The organism is Priestia sp. TGN 0903 (genome assembly GCF_050846855.1).
In the GTDB taxonomy this organism is placed as follows: Bacteria; Bacillota; Bacilli; order Bacillales; family Bacillaceae_H; genus Priestia; species Priestia zanthoxyli.
Window position 1 is genome coordinate 26183 of sequence record NZ_JBOZGL010000001.1, and the last position, 16931, is coordinate 43113.

At 39.9% G+C, this 16931-nt stretch carries 18 protein-coding genes; 17 read left to right on the top strand and 1 reads right to left on the bottom strand.

The window, feature by feature from the left end; translation table 11 throughout:
• The first annotated feature begins 98 nt into the window (after positions 1–98).
• From ACRPLY_RS00135 to ACRPLY_RS00170, 8 genes are all read left to right on the top strand, one after another.
• Entirely contained in the window at positions 99–695 is a 597-nt protein-coding gene (locus tag ACRPLY_RS00135; protein ID WP_028408239.1) for a TerD family protein, read from the top strand.
• A 24-nt stretch (positions 696–719) separates the two neighbouring features.
• A complete protein-coding gene (locus tag ACRPLY_RS00140) occupies positions 720–1298 on the top strand; it encodes a TerD family protein (protein WP_432231453.1) in 579 nt (192 codons plus the stop codon).
• Positions 1299–1333: 35 nt separating this feature from the next.
• On the top strand, positions 1334–1912 hold the full coding sequence (locus tag ACRPLY_RS00145; protein WP_028408240.1) for a TerD family protein: 579 nt from the start codon (positions 1334–1336) through the stop codon (positions 1910–1912).
• 94 nt (positions 1913–2006) lie between these two features.
• Positions 2007–3623: a YceG family protein gene (locus tag ACRPLY_RS00150; protein WP_047750799.1), complete on the top strand. Its 1617-nt coding sequence runs from the start codon at positions 2007–2009 to the stop codon at positions 3621–3623.
• An 18-nt stretch (positions 3624–3641) separates the two neighbouring features.
• On the top strand, positions 3642–4733 hold the full coding sequence (locus tag ACRPLY_RS00155) for a toxic anion resistance protein (protein ID WP_221817373.1): 1092 nt from the start codon (positions 3642–3644) through the stop codon (positions 4731–4733).
• A 279-nt stretch (positions 4734–5012) separates the two neighbouring features.
• Positions 5013–5783, top strand: a complete 771-nt coding sequence (locus ACRPLY_RS00160; RefSeq protein ID WP_033579226.1) for a DeoR/GlpR family DNA-binding transcription regulator — start codon at positions 5013–5015, stop codon at positions 5781–5783.
• Positions 5780–6814, top strand: a complete 1035-nt coding sequence (locus tag ACRPLY_RS00165; RefSeq protein WP_154991223.1) for an oxidoreductase — start codon at positions 5780–5782, stop codon at positions 6812–6814. The genes ACRPLY_RS00160 and ACRPLY_RS00165 overlap by 4 nt, the downstream gene beginning before the upstream one ends.
• 13 nt (positions 6815–6827) lie before the next feature.
• On the top strand, positions 6828–7301 hold the full coding sequence (locus ACRPLY_RS00170) for a heme-degrading domain-containing protein (RefSeq protein ID WP_208733411.1): 474 nt from the start codon (positions 6828–6830) through the stop codon (positions 7299–7301).
• A 129-nt stretch (positions 7302–7430) separates the two neighbouring features.
• Here ACRPLY_RS00170 and ACRPLY_RS00175 read toward each other — a convergent pair whose 3' ends face one another.
• Positions 7431–7589: a hypothetical protein gene (locus ACRPLY_RS00175; RefSeq protein ID WP_165635279.1), complete on the bottom strand. Its 159-nt coding sequence runs from the start codon at positions 7587–7589 to the stop codon at positions 7431–7433.
• Between the two features lie 169 nt (positions 7590–7758).
• Here ACRPLY_RS00175 and ACRPLY_RS00180 point away from each other — a divergent pair, with 169 nt between their 5' ends.
• The 9 genes from ACRPLY_RS00180 (at position 7759) to ACRPLY_RS00220 (ending at position 16770) form a co-directional block, all read left to right on the top strand.
• Positions 7759–8520, top strand: a complete 762-nt coding sequence (locus ACRPLY_RS00180; RefSeq protein ID WP_028413056.1) for an exodeoxyribonuclease III — start codon at positions 7759–7761, stop codon at positions 8518–8520.
• 117 nt (positions 8521–8637) lie between these two features.
• Positions 8638–9075, top strand: coding sequence for a MarR family winged helix-turn-helix transcriptional regulator (locus ACRPLY_RS00185; RefSeq protein ID WP_014459764.1), 438 nt, complete (start codon positions 8638–8640; stop codon positions 9073–9075).
• A gap of 193 nt (positions 9076–9268) precedes the next feature.
• Positions 9269–10924, top strand: coding sequence for an MFS transporter (locus tag ACRPLY_RS00190; RefSeq protein ID WP_028413057.1), 1656 nt, complete (start codon positions 9269–9271; stop codon positions 10922–10924).
• Between the two features lie 29 nt (positions 10925–10953).
• Complete coding sequence (locus tag ACRPLY_RS00195; protein ID WP_025751627.1) at positions 10954–11586, top strand: HlyD family secretion protein; 633 nt, start codon at positions 10954–10956, stop codon at positions 11584–11586.
• Positions 11587–11740: 154 nt separating this feature from the next.
• A complete protein-coding gene (locus tag ACRPLY_RS00200) occupies positions 11741–13135 on the top strand; it encodes an MATE family efflux transporter (RefSeq protein WP_014459767.1) in 1395 nt (464 codons plus the stop codon).
• 336 nt (positions 13136–13471) lie between these two features.
• Positions 13472–13903 carry a YwqH-like family protein gene (locus ACRPLY_RS00205; protein WP_013057382.1) on the top strand — a complete coding sequence of 144 codons (432 nt, stop codon included), beginning with the start codon at positions 13472–13474 and terminating at the stop codon, positions 13901–13903.
• Entirely contained in the window at positions 13900–14157 is a 258-nt protein-coding gene (locus tag ACRPLY_RS00210) for a YwqI/YxiC family protein (RefSeq protein WP_013083474.1), read from the top strand. The genes ACRPLY_RS00205 and ACRPLY_RS00210 overlap by 4 nt, the downstream gene beginning before the upstream one ends.
• Before the next feature lie 18 nt (positions 14158–14175).
• Positions 14176–16275: a T7SS effector LXG polymorphic toxin gene (locus tag ACRPLY_RS00215; protein WP_430029729.1), complete on the top strand. Its 2100-nt coding sequence runs from the start codon at positions 14176–14178 to the stop codon at positions 16273–16275.
• A gap of 15 nt (positions 16276–16290) precedes the next feature.
• Positions 16291–16770 (top strand): DUF6985 domain-containing protein, encoded by a 480-nt coding sequence (locus tag ACRPLY_RS00220; RefSeq protein ID WP_099331075.1) that lies wholly within the window; start codon positions 16291–16293, stop codon positions 16768–16770.
• Positions 16771–16931: the final 161 nt, after the last annotated feature.

Genomic DNA, 16931 nt, shown 5'->3' on the forward strand with positions numbered 1-16931 from the left:
CAAAGATTTCACTATTTTTTCATTTATCTACGCTATTATGTAAAGTTATATAGAACCTGTAAAAGAATGTGTTCGCTATAGTAAAGGAGTAAATAAACGTGGCTATTAATCTACAAAAAGGGCAGAAAATTGATTTAACAAAGGGAAGAGAAGGGTTATCTTCTATTACGGTTGGATTAGGATGGGATCCTGTAAAAAAACGCAGCTTTTTTGGTTTTGGAGGAAGCGGCCCAGAGATTGACTGCGATGCATCTGTTCTTATGCTCAATTCGAACGATAAGCTTGTAAGTAACTCAGCCGTTGTGTATTTTGGGAATCGTCATAGTAACTGTGGAAGCGTCAAGCATTCAGGCGATAATCTTACCGGAGCAGGTGAAGGGGACGATGAACAAATTTTTGTTAATTTAAAAAATGTTCCTGGAAACGTACATAAACTTGTGTTTGTAGTCAACATCTATCAGTGTGTTGAGCGAAACCAAGATTTCGGTATGATTAAAAATGCTTTTATCCGTGTTGTGGACAGCGCTAAAAACGAAGAGCTTGTACACTTTAATCTATCTGAAGACCATTCAGGAGCAACAGCTTTATTTGCAGGTGAAATTTATCGAGACGGAAAAGAGTGGAAGTTTTCAGCAACTGGAGATGCAACGAGAGATACTGGATTGGCTGAAATTGCAAACAAATATACAAAATAAACAACTAGAAAAGAGGGAAACGAAATGGCTATTAATCTTTCAAAAGGACAAAAAGTAGATTTAACAAAAACGAATCCAGGATTAACAAACGTAGTAGTAGGTCTTGGGTGGGATGTAAATAAGTATGACGGTGGAAACGATTTTGATTTAGATTCATCTGTCTTTTTATTAAACGGAGCGGGAAAATGCGTTTCAGAATCTGATTTTATTTTTTACAACAATACGACGGGTGCAAACGGAGCGGTTGAACATACCGGAGATAACCGTACAGGCGTAGGTGAAGGAGACGATGAGCAGGTTCAAGTAGATTTGAAAAATGTGCCTCAATCTATTGAACGTATTGCGTTCACCATTACGATCCATGAAGGGGAAGCACGCGGTCAAAACTTTGGCCAAGTAAGCAACGCCTACGTTCGTATTTTAAATGCAACAAATGACGAAGAGTTAATTCGTTATGATTTAGGTGAAGACTTCTCGATTGAAACAGCGGTCGTGGTAGGCGAGCTGTATCGACACGGTGGAGAATGGAAGTTCAATGCCATTGGCAGCGGCTATCAAGGCGGCTTGGCGGCACTTGTAAACGACTTTGGTTTAAACGCCTAATCATTAAAGTAAGAAAATGTACGGAGGATGTTTTTATGTCAATTTCTTTATCAAAAGGTCAGCGCATTGACCTAACCAAAACGAACCCAGGCTTAACAAAAGTAATAGTAGGTCTTGGGTGGGATACAAATAAATATGCTGGGTCTCAGGACTTCGATTTAGATGCATGTGCATTTTTAGCCAATAAATCAAGCCAAGTTGTAAATGACGAAGAGTTTGTTTTTTACAACAATTTAAAAAGTCCAAACGGAGCTGTGGAGCATACCGGTGACAACCGTACAGGTGCAGGAGATGGAGACGATGAGCAAATCGCCGTTGATTTTTCTCTTCTTCCTGACCACGTTGAAAAAATCGGAATTAGCGTCACGATTCACGACGCAGATGCTCGCGGACAAAACTTTGGACAAGTATCCAACGCGTTTGTTCGTCTCATTGACGCCCAAACAAATGAAGAAGTGCTTCGTTATGATTTAGGCGAAGATTTTTCAATCGAAACAGCTGTTGTGGTGTGTGAGCTATACAAGCACGGAAACGACTGGAAATTTAATGCCATTGGCAGCGGTTTTTCTGGCGGATTGGCCGATCTTTGCCGCAACTACGGACTATCCGTATAAAAAAGGCATGCGATAAATGAAAAAGAAAGGGTGCTTTAACGAGTACCCTTTCTTTTTAGCATGTATATGTCTGAAAAGAAAGGAGCTGTAAGGTGTGAGTAAATTAATTGATCCTCATATGATTAATCTTAACGAGGAGGATGGAACTTCTCTTTTTTCTAAGGATGTTTCTCTGCGAGGTGACTTTATACAAAATGAGCAGCAAACTACCTATAAACAAGTGGCAGGCAGCTATTTAGGCACTCATCTTGATGCGGACGAGTACGCAGATTTTCTTTATGAACTTGCGCATTCATCACCATCGATCCTTGTCCTGCACGATAAGCTTGATAAGTCCATTTCTAATAATAGATTAAAAGAAGTACAAACGATCCTTAAAATTAATCAAGAAGAACGCGGCCTTTCTGTCAATCGGCTATTTGCTTTTTTAGAAGGGAAAAAGCTGATCGTGAAGTCAGAAAATCCCGCTATACATAGAAGAGTACGTGAAAAATTTATTGAAACGTTAACGTGTTTTAAAGAACAGCACGAAGAGGGCTTTATGGACGGGCATTTTCAACGTGTATTAATCGATTTAATAAAGTGGCAGTGGAATCATGTAAAACCTTGGATGGTCGATAAAGCATTTCCTGAGCACGCGCCTCGCATCATGTGGTATGGGGATGCAAATAAAAGCGAGCAGTATTTTCTCCATTATTTAATTTTACTAGGTTTTGACGTCCTTACCTTTCATCCAGAAGGAAAGGATAATTTAAAAGAAGTAGATAAGAATCAGCACTTAACAACGGTTTATACGTTTCCTTCTACTAGCTCTCTTGTACCTTTTCCAACGGATAAACCGGTTCGAAAAGGTACGGTAGCATTTCGAGCTTCTCAAGAAATTGAGCAAGTGCTTCATTCAGAGGAGTCCATGCTGTATAAACCTTGGCAATTTCGTTCGTATTTTCCAACTTCAGTTACTCTTAAAACGACGTATGATGAAATCTTTTTATTAATGAGAGAACGGGCGTTTATTCGTCCTAATTTTCAAGTGTCCAAGCCATATGTACACGTGCCGGTCTTGTTTTCAAAAGTACTTGGTATTTCTAAAAACCGAAAAGAGTACTGGAGTAAAGTTCATGAGCTCATGCAAACGGAAGATGAGTTAGCTCTGACGATTGATTCTGTTCCTTTTGCTAAAAAAATAGAAGGAAATAATCACTTTCACTATCAAGGAGCTCTCGGAAGTGATGGCACGCTCAGTCCTGATAGAATGATTGAAAGCAACTGGTGGCGCTATAAAGAGCTGCCTATCGGGCTTCAGCAAGGGCTCGCTGCAGCTATTTCTAGGTACTGTGCACATTCAAAGCTTCTTCGGTTAGATCATGAAGATGCGTATCAGCATCAAATGTACTTGTTTAATCAGTCGTTGAAGCTTCCAAACAACGTGCTTCGCATGCTTCAAAAGTTTGATTATACGCAGCATGTACCCCGTCTCATTATTTATCATGGAAATGAACGAGAAGCGTTTACGCGTGAAGATGCAGCTTTACTGCTTCTATTAAATGAATTCGGCGTTGATATTGTTCTCTTTAATCCGACGGGTCAACTGGATATAGAAGCGTTCGTCGAAGAAAAGTATTTCGATATGCACTGGCTAGAAGATATTAGCTTTAATGAAGAATTCAAAGAGCCGTCGCTCATTCAAAAATGGTTAAAACGAATCTTTTAAAGAAAGAAGGGTTTTTAAATGGCAACAAACGAATTACAGCCTTTAGATGTAAACGAAGCCGAAGAAGTTTTAGAAACAAAGCCTAACGAAGTAAAAGCAAAACTGCGAGAAGAGCCGGAAGTACGTCGCTTAGCAGAACAAATTGATTATAAAAATCAGCTGGCTCTGCTTGAATACGGGAAAGAAACAGCTAATGAAATTTCCTCGTTTTCCGGAAAAGTGCTTAGTACAATTAAATCGTCTAGCATGGAAGAGTCCAGTCAATTATTAAAGCAGCTTGGAAAAATTATGGATAAATTTGATGCAAAGGATTTTGTTGAAGATAAAGGGTTTTTCTCTAAGCTTTTTAAACGCGGTCAAAAAATAGTGGATAAGCTGTTTCAAAAATATGAAACAATGGGCTCTGAAATTGATAAAGTATATGTAGAGATTACAAAATATGAAACGGAAATGAAGCATTCGACCACAACGCTTGAACAGCTTTACGAGCAAAACTATCAGTATTATATGGAGCTTGAAAAATACATTGTAGCGGGCGAAGTGAAAGTAGAAGAGTTAAAACAAGAGCTAAAGGTGCTTGAAGAAAGAGCGTCGAGTGGAAATCAGCTGGCTGCAATGGAGCTTCAAACCTTAAAAAATGCAGTTGAGCTGATGGAGCAGCGATTATATGATTTAGAAATGGCAAAACAAGTATCTTATCAATCCGCTCCTCAAATCCGTATGCTGCAGCGAGGAAATACAAAGCTGATCGGGAAAATCAATTCGGCGTTTATTACAACGATTCCTATTTTTAAAAATGGACTTATTAATGCCATTGCAGCGAAGCGTCAAAATTTAGTAGCGGAGTCGATGAACGAATTAGACAAACGTACAAATGAACTGCTCATTCGAAATGCAGAAAATATTTCACAGCAAAGCGTTAAAATCGCCAAAATGTCCGGTGCCCCTAGCGTAAAAGTAGAAACGATGGAACAAACGTGGAATATTATTATGAAAGGAATGCAGGAAACAAAAGCAATTGAAGAAGAAAATAAACGCCTTCGTGAAGAAGGACTTGTTCGCTTGGAGCAATTTCAAAAAAACTTCAAGGCGCTTGAACATAAGATGTAACGAAAAAGCGGGAATCGTAAAGATTCCCGCTTTTTTTTGCACATACGTTTGTTTGCTAGAAGTCTAAATCATAAGCGATTAGTCAAAAGCGTGAAAGGGTATCAGATATAAAAGAAGTATTATCCAAAATAAGATAGTTATTTCCAGAAGACGTTTGTGTACTTTTATAATTTAAGTTAAAAAAGCAAAAAACTTAATTTTTTTAAGTTTTTTTCTGGTTTTTAACTTTTCTTTGCGCTACAATTAGCTCATATCAAAGTAAAAAAGGAGGGTATTCGGGTGTATCAAGAGCAGCGCATGAGTGCGATTATTGAATACCTTCACACACACCGCACGATTACATTAGACGAAATTTGTGATATGTTCACCGTTTCAAAAGATACGGCGAGACGCGATTTAGTCAAGCTTGAAGAACACGGTGAGGTTATGAGAGTCAAAGGCGGAGCGACGCTATCGTCAAGTCATATCATCGATTACAGTGAGCGAACGCCTACCAAAGCGAAAGAACAAATTGCTAAAGAAGCAGCTGCGTTAATGTCGGAGGGGTATGACGTGCTTTTAGATACGTCTTCTACCATCGCACTGATGGCAAAGTATATGGATGTAAAGCATGTAAACGTTATTACAAATTCCATTGATAATGTGGATTTGCTCGATCAATATACCCCGTGTGATACGTTTTTGCTGCCGGGCAAGTTTAACGGGAAAAACCGTAACGTCACCGGGCCAAGAACGATTTCTACGTTGCAGGAATACAAAGTAGATCAGCTGTTTTTAGGTACGTGCGGCGTTGGTGCAGATGCTATTACGTCTCCAAGTGAAGAAGAAGCGTTTTTAAAAAGACAGATGATTCAATGTGCAAGACAAGTGATTATGCTTGCGGATCATACGAAGTTTGAACGTGAATTTTTACATCGAGTATGTGATATGAGCGACATTGATATCTTAATTACAAATAAAGACCCAGAAGCGGATGTAAAAGAAAAAATAGAACAAAATCAAGTGCGGCTTATCGTCACAGATTTTGATAAAGGAGAGGAAAAACGATGAAAAAAATAAAAGTAGGATTAGTAGGATACGGATTTTCAGCAACGGTCTTTCACACGCCGCTTTTAAGCGTGTTAGACGAATTTCATATTTCAAAGGTAATGAGTTCAAATCCTGAAAAAGTAAAGAGCGACTTAGAAGATGTTGAAGTAGTGAGCACTCTGTCTGAACTTCTAGAAGATGACAGCATTGATTTAGTGATTATTACAACGCCTAGCGGCATGCACTATGAAATGGTGAAAGACGCACTACGCGCAGGTAAGCACGTAATTGTTGAAAAGCCGATGGTGGTATCCGAAAAAGAAGCAAATGAATTAATTCAATTAGCAAAAGAACAAGGTGTTCAACTAAGCGTCTATCATAACCGTAGATGGGACAATGATTATTTGACAGTGAAACAGCTGATTGAAGAAGGGAAATTAGGCGACGTAAAAATGTATGAAGCTCATTTTGATCGCTATCGTCCAGCTGTTCGAGACCGCTGGAGAGAAAATGAAGGACCTGGGTCAGGAGCGCTTTACGATTTAGGATCTCATTTAATTGACCAAGCTTTACATCTTTTTGGAATGCCTGACTTTGTTCAAGCTGATGTGTTTGGGCAGCGAGATCATGCACGCACGGATGATTACTTCCACTTAGTGCTTGGATACGGTTCTCTTCGTGTTATTTTACATTCAAGCGCCATTGTGCCAAGCAACGGACCTCGCTTTCAAGTTCACGGAACAAAAGCAAGCTATATCAAATACGGAATTGACGGCCAAGAAGATATGCTAAGAGCTGGCAAGAAGCCTGTGGATGATACGTGGGGAGCGGATCGTCCTGAACACTACGGTAAGCTGACAACAGGGGAAGGAGAAACAACAGAAATTGAAACGCTGCACGGTTCTTACGTAATGTATTATCAAAAAATCGCCGACAGCCTGCTTCGAGGAGAAGAGCTTCCGGTTTCAGCAGAAGAAGCTCGTGACGTGGTTAAAGTTATCGAAGCGGCATTTGAAAGCAGCAAAGAAAAACGAGCGGTTTATTTTAACTAAGGAGCGAGAAACAGTGAGTAATCATTCGACAGAGACGCTGCTTGAAAAAGTAGTTCAACAGGAAAAAGAACTAATCTTTCATCAATTTACAAATGACCAGGCGTTACAGATCGGCACGGCCATTATTAATGAAGCGAAAAGAAAAGGTAAGGCAGTAACCGTAAGTATTAAACGAAATGGTCAAACTCTCTTTCAACATGCGATGGAAGGGGCTATTCCCGATCATGAAGAATGGATAAAACGAAAATCAAACACCGTTCTTCGTCACCATCACAGCTCGTATTATATGAAGCTGTACTGCGAGTTAAAAGATCGTTCTTACGCGCAGTTTTACGCAGCGAATCCTCAGGAATTCGAAGCAGTAGGAGGGTCATTTCCAATTTCGGTTAAAAACGTCGGCGTAATTGGAACCATTACCGTATCAGGTATGTCGCAAGAAGAAGATCATGCACTTGTGGCAGATACGATTCGCAGCTTTATTTCGTAAAGAAAGAACTTAGGGTAGGAATAGTTTAAGGAAGATCCGAACGATAAATCGTTCGGATCTTTTTATTGGTTTGGTAAACGAAGGTTTCGCCTACTTAACTATGTCTCAAGCTCTATTTTTGCGGAGCCACTATCTGCTGAAGTGCTTAATGGCAGAATCATTTAAAGAAAAATCTTCTTTGGTAAGCGCCGTTTGATTCTGTGTTTCGCATTCTTTAGTAGGATGCTCTTCTTTTTTAGAAACAGTAGAAACTTGTTCGTTATTTTCATACGTGTAGTTTGTTGACATTATGTTTCACCTCTTGTATCTAGTGTTTGAGGTACAGAAAATAAAATAAGAAGAAATATCAGGAATACCTTAAAGAGAAGGGTACCCTTTAAATTATTTGAACTCGTGCAAAAAATTGTCTACACTAAACACTGATACATAAATCAAGTGAGGAGAACGTGGACAGTTTATGAAGTTGATTTCCTGGAACGTAAATGGCATTCGCGCGTGTGTGCGAAAAGGTTTTTTAGATTATTTTCAAGAAGTGGATGCAGATGTATTTTGTATTCAAGAGACGAAGCTGCAGGAAGGCCAAATTGATTTGCAGCTAGAAGGGTATTATCAGTATTGGAATTACGCCGTGAAAAAAGGCTATTCTGGAACGGCTGTTTTTACAAAGCAGAAGCCTTTATCGGTTTCATACGGTGTGGATAAAGAATCGGAAGACGAAGGACGTATCATTACGCTTGAATTTGAACAATGCTATGTAGTAAATGTGTATACGCCAAATTCTAAAAGAGATTTAGCAAGGCTTGAAGAAAGGCTTCAATGGGAAGACGATTTGCTCGTGTACTTAAACAAATTGAATAGCCGTAAAGCGGTGATTTTGTGCGGAGACTTAAACGTAGCACACGCAGAAATTGACTTGCGTAATCCGAAGCCAAACCGAGGGAATTCTGGTTTTACCATAGAAGAGCGAGGAAAAATGACGACGCTTCTTGCTAGCGGATTTCTTGATACATTTCGCTATTTGTATCCGAATCAAGAAGGAGCATATACGTGGTGGTCGTATATGAACAAAGTGAGAGAACGAAATATAGGATGGCGCATTGATTATTTTATCGTCTCGGAGAGAATCAAAGATGTTATTCAAGAAGCTACTATTCATCCGCATGTAATGGGAAGCGACCACTGTCCTGTGATGTTGGAATTAAATGTACCTCATCTATGATATCTTTCTATATAATAGAAGAAAAACGGAAAAAAGGTTGGTTCACGCGAACGGTTGCGGTATAGTAAACATATTAAAAAGTACAGAATGTTTCATGAGATAAAGGGGGAGACAGAGGTGAAGCGAGACTCGCTGCAAACCATTGAACACGAAATTGCGCTGCTTGTTCGTCTAACAACGACGCACAGTCCTAAGCTTGGAAGCTTGGACCGTTCTGAGTATTTACTGTTAAGCGAGCTAGATCAGCGCAGTCCGCTCGGGATTAATGCATTAGCTGAAAATTTAAAGCTGAGCTTATCTACAGCTAGCCGGCAAGTATCTGCGCTTGAGACTAAACAGTTTGTTCGTCGCTTTCCGAGTCCAGAAAATGGGCGGATTAGTTTAATTGAAATGACGGATGCAGGGAAAGATATTTTGCAGCATGTACAAAGCAAGCGTAAACAAGCCTATGCTGAAGTGTTAGAAAATTGGTCGGAAGAAGAGGTTTTGGCACTGGAAAAAAGTTTATCACGCTTGAATCTTGATTTTAAAAGATGGCGCAGTAATGGATGTTAAAGCGAATACATATAGATGAACAAAAAGGCTATTGAAAAATAGTCTTTTTAAGTTGAAACAAAGAAGTTGATTTCTTCATTAAAAGATGTATAATATGTAGTGCTGCTATAACTTGCATGATACAACTTGTACAATAAAATATGTAAGGAATTGTTAGTCATATGAAAAGAATTTAATAAAAGGAGGAATAAATATGAGTCAGAATAATCCAGCAGTAGCCTCCGACAAACAAGGTTTAAGCGTACCTAAATACTTAATTATGGCGATTTTAACGCTATTTTCAATTGGCCCTCAGTATTTTTTGAATTTATCTTACACGGTCAATCAAGTATTGATTCAAAATCGATTTGATGCGAGTACACAAAGCTTACTATTGCCATCTATTATTTCTAACTTGGCATTTGGACTTGGGGTACCAATTGGTCCGATGCTTGCGAAAAAATATGGCGTACGTAAAGCATACTTAACGTTCGTTTTAGTCTTTTTAGCAGGTTCGATTATCAACGTTTTTTCTGAAAATGTGGCGTTTTTATCCCTTGGTCGTCTGATTCAAGGCTTAAGCTCAGGAATGCTGTTTTTAACCATTATTCCAGCTGCGCTGATTTCGTTTCCGAATAAAATCCGAAACTTCTTTTTAGTATTAGCGATCGGCGGACTGTTCGGTTCAACGGCGATTGGAGCCTTTTTAGGCGCTGTATCTCTTAGCATGGATAATTGGCGCTGGGTGTTTGTTTTAGGAATACTTGCTTCTCTTGTCTCTCTGTTTATCGGATATAAGGTATTACCTGCTCATGATCCAACTCAGCAAGAAGACCGTCCAGTGGATAAGAAAAGTATCTTTATTCTTAGCCTTATTATGATTTTATTAGTTTATCCACTGTATGAACTAAGATACGAAGGATTTGCTTCTATCCAAGTGTGGCCGTTCTTACTAGCTGCAGCAGGGTTAGTTGTCATTTTTGTCTTAGTTGATTTAGCGGCTGAAAATCCGTTAGTACCATTAAAATCGCTGCTAGCCGTAAAACCAGTTGCGGGTACAATTATGGCCATTGGCGGTCATATGGCATACATCTTAGCAATTGCAGGTATTAATGGCGTCATGCAAAATGTGCAAAATGCATCGTACACCACGCTTTCCTATTTTTATTTATACTTTTTTGTTGGGGTACTGATTTCAGCATTTGCGACGACATTCTTGTATGACAAGTTTGGTCCAGGTTATCTTGGAGCGATTGGATCACTTCTCATTGTCATTGTAGGATTTAGCTGGGTAAACGTATCAGCCGATACATCACTAGTGAGCTTGTATGTTCACATTATGCTCTTTGGTATGGGTGTTAGTATGGCACTTGTATCCGGTGCATTAGGAGCGGCACTAGCCGGAGATTTACATCAAGCTTCGATGCGTTCCATTTCACTGCACTCCATTCGAAATTTATTAGGAGCGATTGTAGCACCTGTGATTGGGTGGTTTGTTGTTCGACAAAACGCGATTTATTATGAAGATTTCCGAGGTCAAATTAGCTCAGTAGATCCTCAGGTGAAGATGCAGCTATCTGAAATGATCAAACGCTATATGGGTATGGGAATGAGTCAAGCAGACGCAAAAACATCGGCCGTGACGGCTGTTGTAGCAGGCGCTAAAAAAGCGTCGATTTTACATGCGTATCACAACTTATTTTTCATGCTTGGTATTTTAGGCGTAATTATGCTCATTGCTTCACTAAGTAAAGCGTGGAGCGGTGAAAATAGAATTCTTGTTCAAAAAGAAGAGGTTCAAGAAGAAGCTGAGCCGCAAGAAGAAAGAAAAATGCTGCCGGCACCTCAAACAGAAGAAACCTCTGTATAATATACTAACTATAGAAAGAAGGAATTCCGATGAGTAAAAGTCGTTTATTGGTTACTAACATTGTTGGAATCATTGTGATTTTATTACTAGTAGGCTTTGGTGGATATTATTTCTACGAAAAAGCAAATTACGTTAAAACAGATGAAGCGCAGGTAGAAGCACCGCTTTCACAAGTCATCGCTTCAGCTAACGGTCAGTTAAGCGAATGGAATGTAAAAGAAGGAGATAGCGTTTCTCAAGGTGATTCTGTTGGAAGCTTAAAAGAAGGCGAAAAATCAACAGACGTAACGTCTATGATTGACGGAACAATTATTAAAAACAACGCATCTCAAAATCAATTAGTAAAAGCTGGCGATGTGTTAGCACAAACAGCTGATTTATCTAAAATCTATATCAATGCAAACATTAAAGAAACAGACCTAGGTGACTTAGAAGAAGGAGACAGCGTCGACATTACAGTGGACGGAGATTCAGGTAAAGTCTTTAAAGGCCATGTTGAAGCAATCGGTCGCGCAACAAACTCAGTGTCTTCTATGCTTCCTGCTCAAAATACAGGAAACTACACAAAAGTAACGCAAAAAGTACCGGTGAAAATTTCAATTGATGACGCATCAGATAAAGTTCTTCCAGGTATGAACGCAGAAGTGAAAATTTCAATTTAATAACGGAAAAAAAGCTGCTTCCTCTAAGGAAGCGGCTTTTTTTATGCCTAAACAAATAAAATAAAAAATGTGCTAAAAAGGGGATGTATACAAAGGAAATGTGTGGTAAGATACTTCTTGTTTGAAATTGGATATCGGTAAAGAAGGTGATGGGATGACCGCGGTCGAAACAAAAAAAGGGCCAAAAGAAAAGCTGAATTTGTTTTTCTTAACGTGGCCGATCTTTTTAGAAGTGTTTCTTTTTATGTTAATGGGGATTGCTGATACCTTTATGCTAAGTGCGCTGTCGGATGATGCCGTATCAGGAGTCGGAGCAGCCAATCAATACCTTCACATTGCGATTTTGGTGTTAGAGGTCATTGGTAACGGAGCGGCAATTGTTGTCTCTCAGTATTTAGGATCAAAACGGTATATGGAAGCGTCAAAGATTTCTGCTTTGGCCGTTACGTTAAATTTAGGAGTCGGGCTAGTCATTAGCGCGGGTTTTCTTTTGTTTTCAAGACATATGATGGAAGCGATGAACTTACAAGGTGACGTGCTGATGTATGCACAAAGCTATTTATCCATCGTTGGAGGAGCTATTTTTCTTCAAGCGATTATTAACTCTCTTGCAGCAATTATTCGCGTACATGGCTTTACGAAGCAGGCAATGTTTGTTTCACTTGGAATGAACATTTTTCATATTGCAGGAAACTATGCTTTAATCTTCGGGAAGTTCGGCTTTCCGGAAATGGGCGTGCAAGGAGCAGCGATTTCATCTGCGTTCAGCCGATTTGTTGCCCTTATTGTGTTCTTTTGGCTGCTGTATCAAGTGATGGAATATAGAGTGAAATTTCAATACTACATTACTCTTTCAAAAGAATATATCGGTAAAATTTTAAAAATCGGTATTCCTTCGGCTTTTGAACAAGTGATGTATCAAGGCTGTCAAATTGTCTTTTTATACTATGCAACCTACCTAGGAGCAGAATCACTTGCTGCGAGACAGTACGCAATGAATATTTCAATGTTCATTTACTTATTTGCCATTGCAATTGGAATGGGTACAGCGATTATTGTCGGCCGTTTAGTAGGCGGAAACGAAAAAGATGAAGCGTACCATCGCGTATGGAAAAGCGTCAAATGGGCCAGTGCCGTAACGATGATGATGGTTGTTCTTGTGATGACATTCAGAACACAGCTGATCAGCGTGTTTACAGACAATCCGCATATCATTGAGCTTGGGGCGACGGTGCTGCTTCTGAGCATTGTGCTTGAAACGGGAAGAACGATGAACATTGTGCTGATTAACTCGCTGCGGGCAGCGGGAGATGCCAAATATCCGGTGTTAATTGGTGCGATGTCGATGGTCATGATGAGCTTGCCGCTCGGTTATTTCTTCGTTTTCCATTTAGACATGGGGCTCGCTGGCATTTGGCTTGCCATCGCAGCCGATGAATGGACGCGCGCAGTTATTATGTTTTTTCGCTGGAAAAGCCGAGCATGGGAAAACTACGGACTTATACAGCACGAACAAACAGCTGAAGAACCAACGCCGGTTCAAGTATAAAACAAAACCTCTGCAGAATGTGCAGAGGTTTTTTGCTGTGTAAAAAAACGAAGTAAAGTTGGTCTTTTTACGCAAAAAGCTTTAATTTGTGGGAAAAAACGGGTATGGGTACAAAGAAATGGTTTTATTCTACTTATTCTTTGTTTTAGATAACGGTATATGGTTGGATGACGTATTTAGACATGAGTCTTTTTTCTCTGATTTTCCATTTTTATCTCAATTCATGAAACTAGAAGCATAAAAAAGAGAGTTTTTTCCTATTTAGCTATAATGAGACAAATTTTATACTTATAATTATTGGATTAAACTCGAAATGTGCGGAACAGGAGGAACGATATGGGGTTAGGAAGCGTATTAGACGGACTGCTGGGTGAAGTATCTGGAAGAGTCTCAGATGTAGAAGGGAAAATTTCTAAGCTAAGAACGGCTAAAAGTAAAATTGAGCATGAACAAGCTGTTTCATTAAAAGAAATTGAACACATCAAAAAGCCTGAGCTGGGAGACAAATGGACGGGTACGTTATCGGATGATTTTGACGAAAAACGTACGGCAGCCTACGACAACATAAAAGGCATTTTAGACGGTGATTACGATGGATACATTCGTGAAATTGAAACAAAGATATGGGCGCTAGAAGCTGAAAAAGGAGCTTTGAGTGGCTTGAACGCCGTTATTGGAGAAGCGGATTCTTTATTAGCTAAAGGTGAAGAAGCCTATGACGCAGTAGAAAACAAGATTAGTGAAATTAGAAGGGGGCTGTTTTCATGACAATTAAGCTTGATCACGCTGACGTTATCAAAAAGCTTGAAGCAGTCAGCACAGCGATTGGAAATTTATCCATTAGCAAAATGCCTGACCTTGGAAAAAACAGCCTTGATACTACAGAGAAATGGGAAGCGCGCGAAGAAGAAATTCAAACGCTTATTTCTACTTATATAAAAGCACTAAACAAAAACGTAAAAGATACAAAATCTAATGTAGACTTACTAAAAGAACAAGACGAATCTATTATCCATTCGTAGCAGCAAAGGGGGATGACTGTGGGAAAGGTATACGATGCAAAAGCGCTGTTTGATGTAGCAAAAGACAGGGGAAAAGCCTACGATGAGTTACTAAGCCAGCTGGGTGAACTGAAAAAAGCGCTGCAGGGCGTAGCGGACTTAGATGGCAGCTTAGAAGGAAAAGGCGCTGACAATATAAAATCTTTTTATAAGCAGCACGCCGATACGGCCGGACAGTGGGAAAACTTAATTAAAATGCAGCAAAGCTATTTTTCAACGCTTCACGTTAAAGCTGAAAAAGCAAAGCTATCAGGAAGCACGATTGTAACTGAATCATTTTTAGAAACAGAGCTAAAAAACGCCAATAGCAATGCTAAAGAAATGGTTGCGCAGCAGCACGACGATCTGCAGAGTATTTTAAACGGTATTGACGATATCGTCTCTATTTCAGCGTTTTCAACGAGTGAGTTTAACGATAAAATAGAAGAAGCAGAGAAAAAACGCACCGATACAATTGAGGCAGTGAACCAGTTAGACGCTGAATGGTCAAAAGAATACAGCGAAATGGACGACTTCTATGCGGTAGTGGATACGCTAGTAAGCGGCTTAGAGCTTGCTACGAGTCAAGGAGGAAGTGTCTATCAGCTTGCCTTTGACGAAAAAGCCTATCACGACAGCGAACTGTATAAAGTTCAAACAAAGCTAAACGACTATGCAACTTCATATGTTGACTACAACAAGCAGCAAGAAGAAGTATACGAGCTGGAAAAAAAGCAAGAAGAAGAAGCAAACAAGCCGTGGTATGAAAAAACGTGGGACGCGGTTTCTACCTTTACAGGAGAGGTCAGCGGATATTATGATTATAAAAGAGCAGCAGAAGGCGTGGACCCTGTTACGGGTGAAAAACTTTCTACCTCACAGCGCGTCGCAGCAGGAGCCATGGCAGCAGCCGGCTTCATTCCGGTTGTCGGCTGGGTAGGACGAGCCGCAAAAGGCGGAAAAGCCATCTACAAAACGGCTAAAGGCCTAAGCACAGCGGATCACGCCTTAGACGCCTACAAATCCGCTAAATCCTTCAAAGTCCTGGAGCAAACGGAAAAAGGCCTCTACGGTCTTGTGGCTGCAAACGGGCTAGGAGAATATATGACCGGACGCGACATGTTCGGGAATAAGATCAGTGAAGAGCAGCGTAAAGCAAGCCTTCTGCAAGCATTAGGAATCGCTGGAGCTGGAGCGCTTTCTACGAAGGTAGCGGGGAAAATGGGACAAAGCCTTGCGACCAAAGGAACCGAAAAGCTCAACAACATGCGCAACACGCTTCGCACAAGCGCTGTTGCCAACGTCACAAAGCAAGCCTACCAAAGCGTCAAAAACGCACCGGCCTCTTGGACTCAGTCGCTACATAAAACGTATAACAACATCTTAGACAGCAGTATGCCAAGACTCATGCCAGATCTTGTGCCGGCAGGTCCAGCACTTGCCCAGCAGACGGTGAGGGAGACCTTGCAGAATGTGAAGCAGCAGACGATGCAGATGGCGCAAGCTCTCTATAACCCAACTGCCAAGCGATACCAAGATTCAGAAACCGGACGATTTGTGGCTAACCCGAATGTGGAGAGAGTGGAGAAACCGGTTGTTAAAGAAGTTGAGAAGGTTCAAGAAGTTACTAAGGGTACGAGTGAAGTTTCGAAGAAGAGTGCAACTAGAACCTTTAACAGCACTTATGAAGAAAGACTTGCACAAACACCAGTAAATAATGGAAAATGGACTGGAGAACGTGGTGAATCTACATTTATTCATGAGAATGAGAAAGTCAATGAAATCCTAAGTCAAGTTGATAAGAAAGGCATTGATTACTCAGATGCTGTCCCTGATTTTTCTCCTGTCTCGAAAGGAAGAGTTGAGATAGAAGGCATGTCTATTGATAGAGATATTAATTTTAAAAAAGCTGATGAACGGTTAGCTGAAAAATGTGGGGTAACCCCTAAGGAAGTAAGGAAATGGCGTAAGCAAAATAAATATACTTGGCACGAGGATAATGATTTGAAGACTATGGACCTAGTGCCTTCTGTAATAAATAGTAAGTTTGGTCATTTAGGTGGAGTTTCCGAGGCAGGTAAAGCCGAAAAAAAACTATAATAGAGGGTGGAATCAATGGAGACAATTAAACATGAAACGTTTGGAGAATTAGCCTACAACTATGGTTGGAAGAGGAATAATAACATTACTTTGTTTGGACATGAAAAGACTGTAATATTAAATATTGAAGCAGAAGATGATGCAGAATTTGAAGATGCACAGGTCAATGCTTATCATAAATTTTTTAATGACAAAGAACGTCTTTTGAACTTGGCTGAGGATGCTATATTGAACTATTATTTAGAAGTTTACGAAGATTACAGACAGCGACTCGGTGAGAAATTCGCTGATAAGATGGCTCCTGTCATATCCACAAAGGACGAGATAGCTACTATTGTTGAACCTAAGCAACTGATATTTCCTATGGTCTTTGATGAAGATGTAAGACAAGTTGGTTTGTTACTTGAATGCACGTGGGAACCTGAGCATGGTCTTGCGGTAAAATTTGAGGATGAAGAAATAGTCGAGGTTGGTTTTCAAGATATTGTTTTATAATTTGGGGACTACCCAGTGCCGAATGGACCCAACGGTTTTTATGAGATAAAACTAATAAATAAGGTAGTGGTTAAAGAGTTCATTAATTATTTAAAGGATAGTAATACTTCGCTAAAAAAAGATGATATTATGAACTTTTTAAAAGGGTTACAGTAGAATTT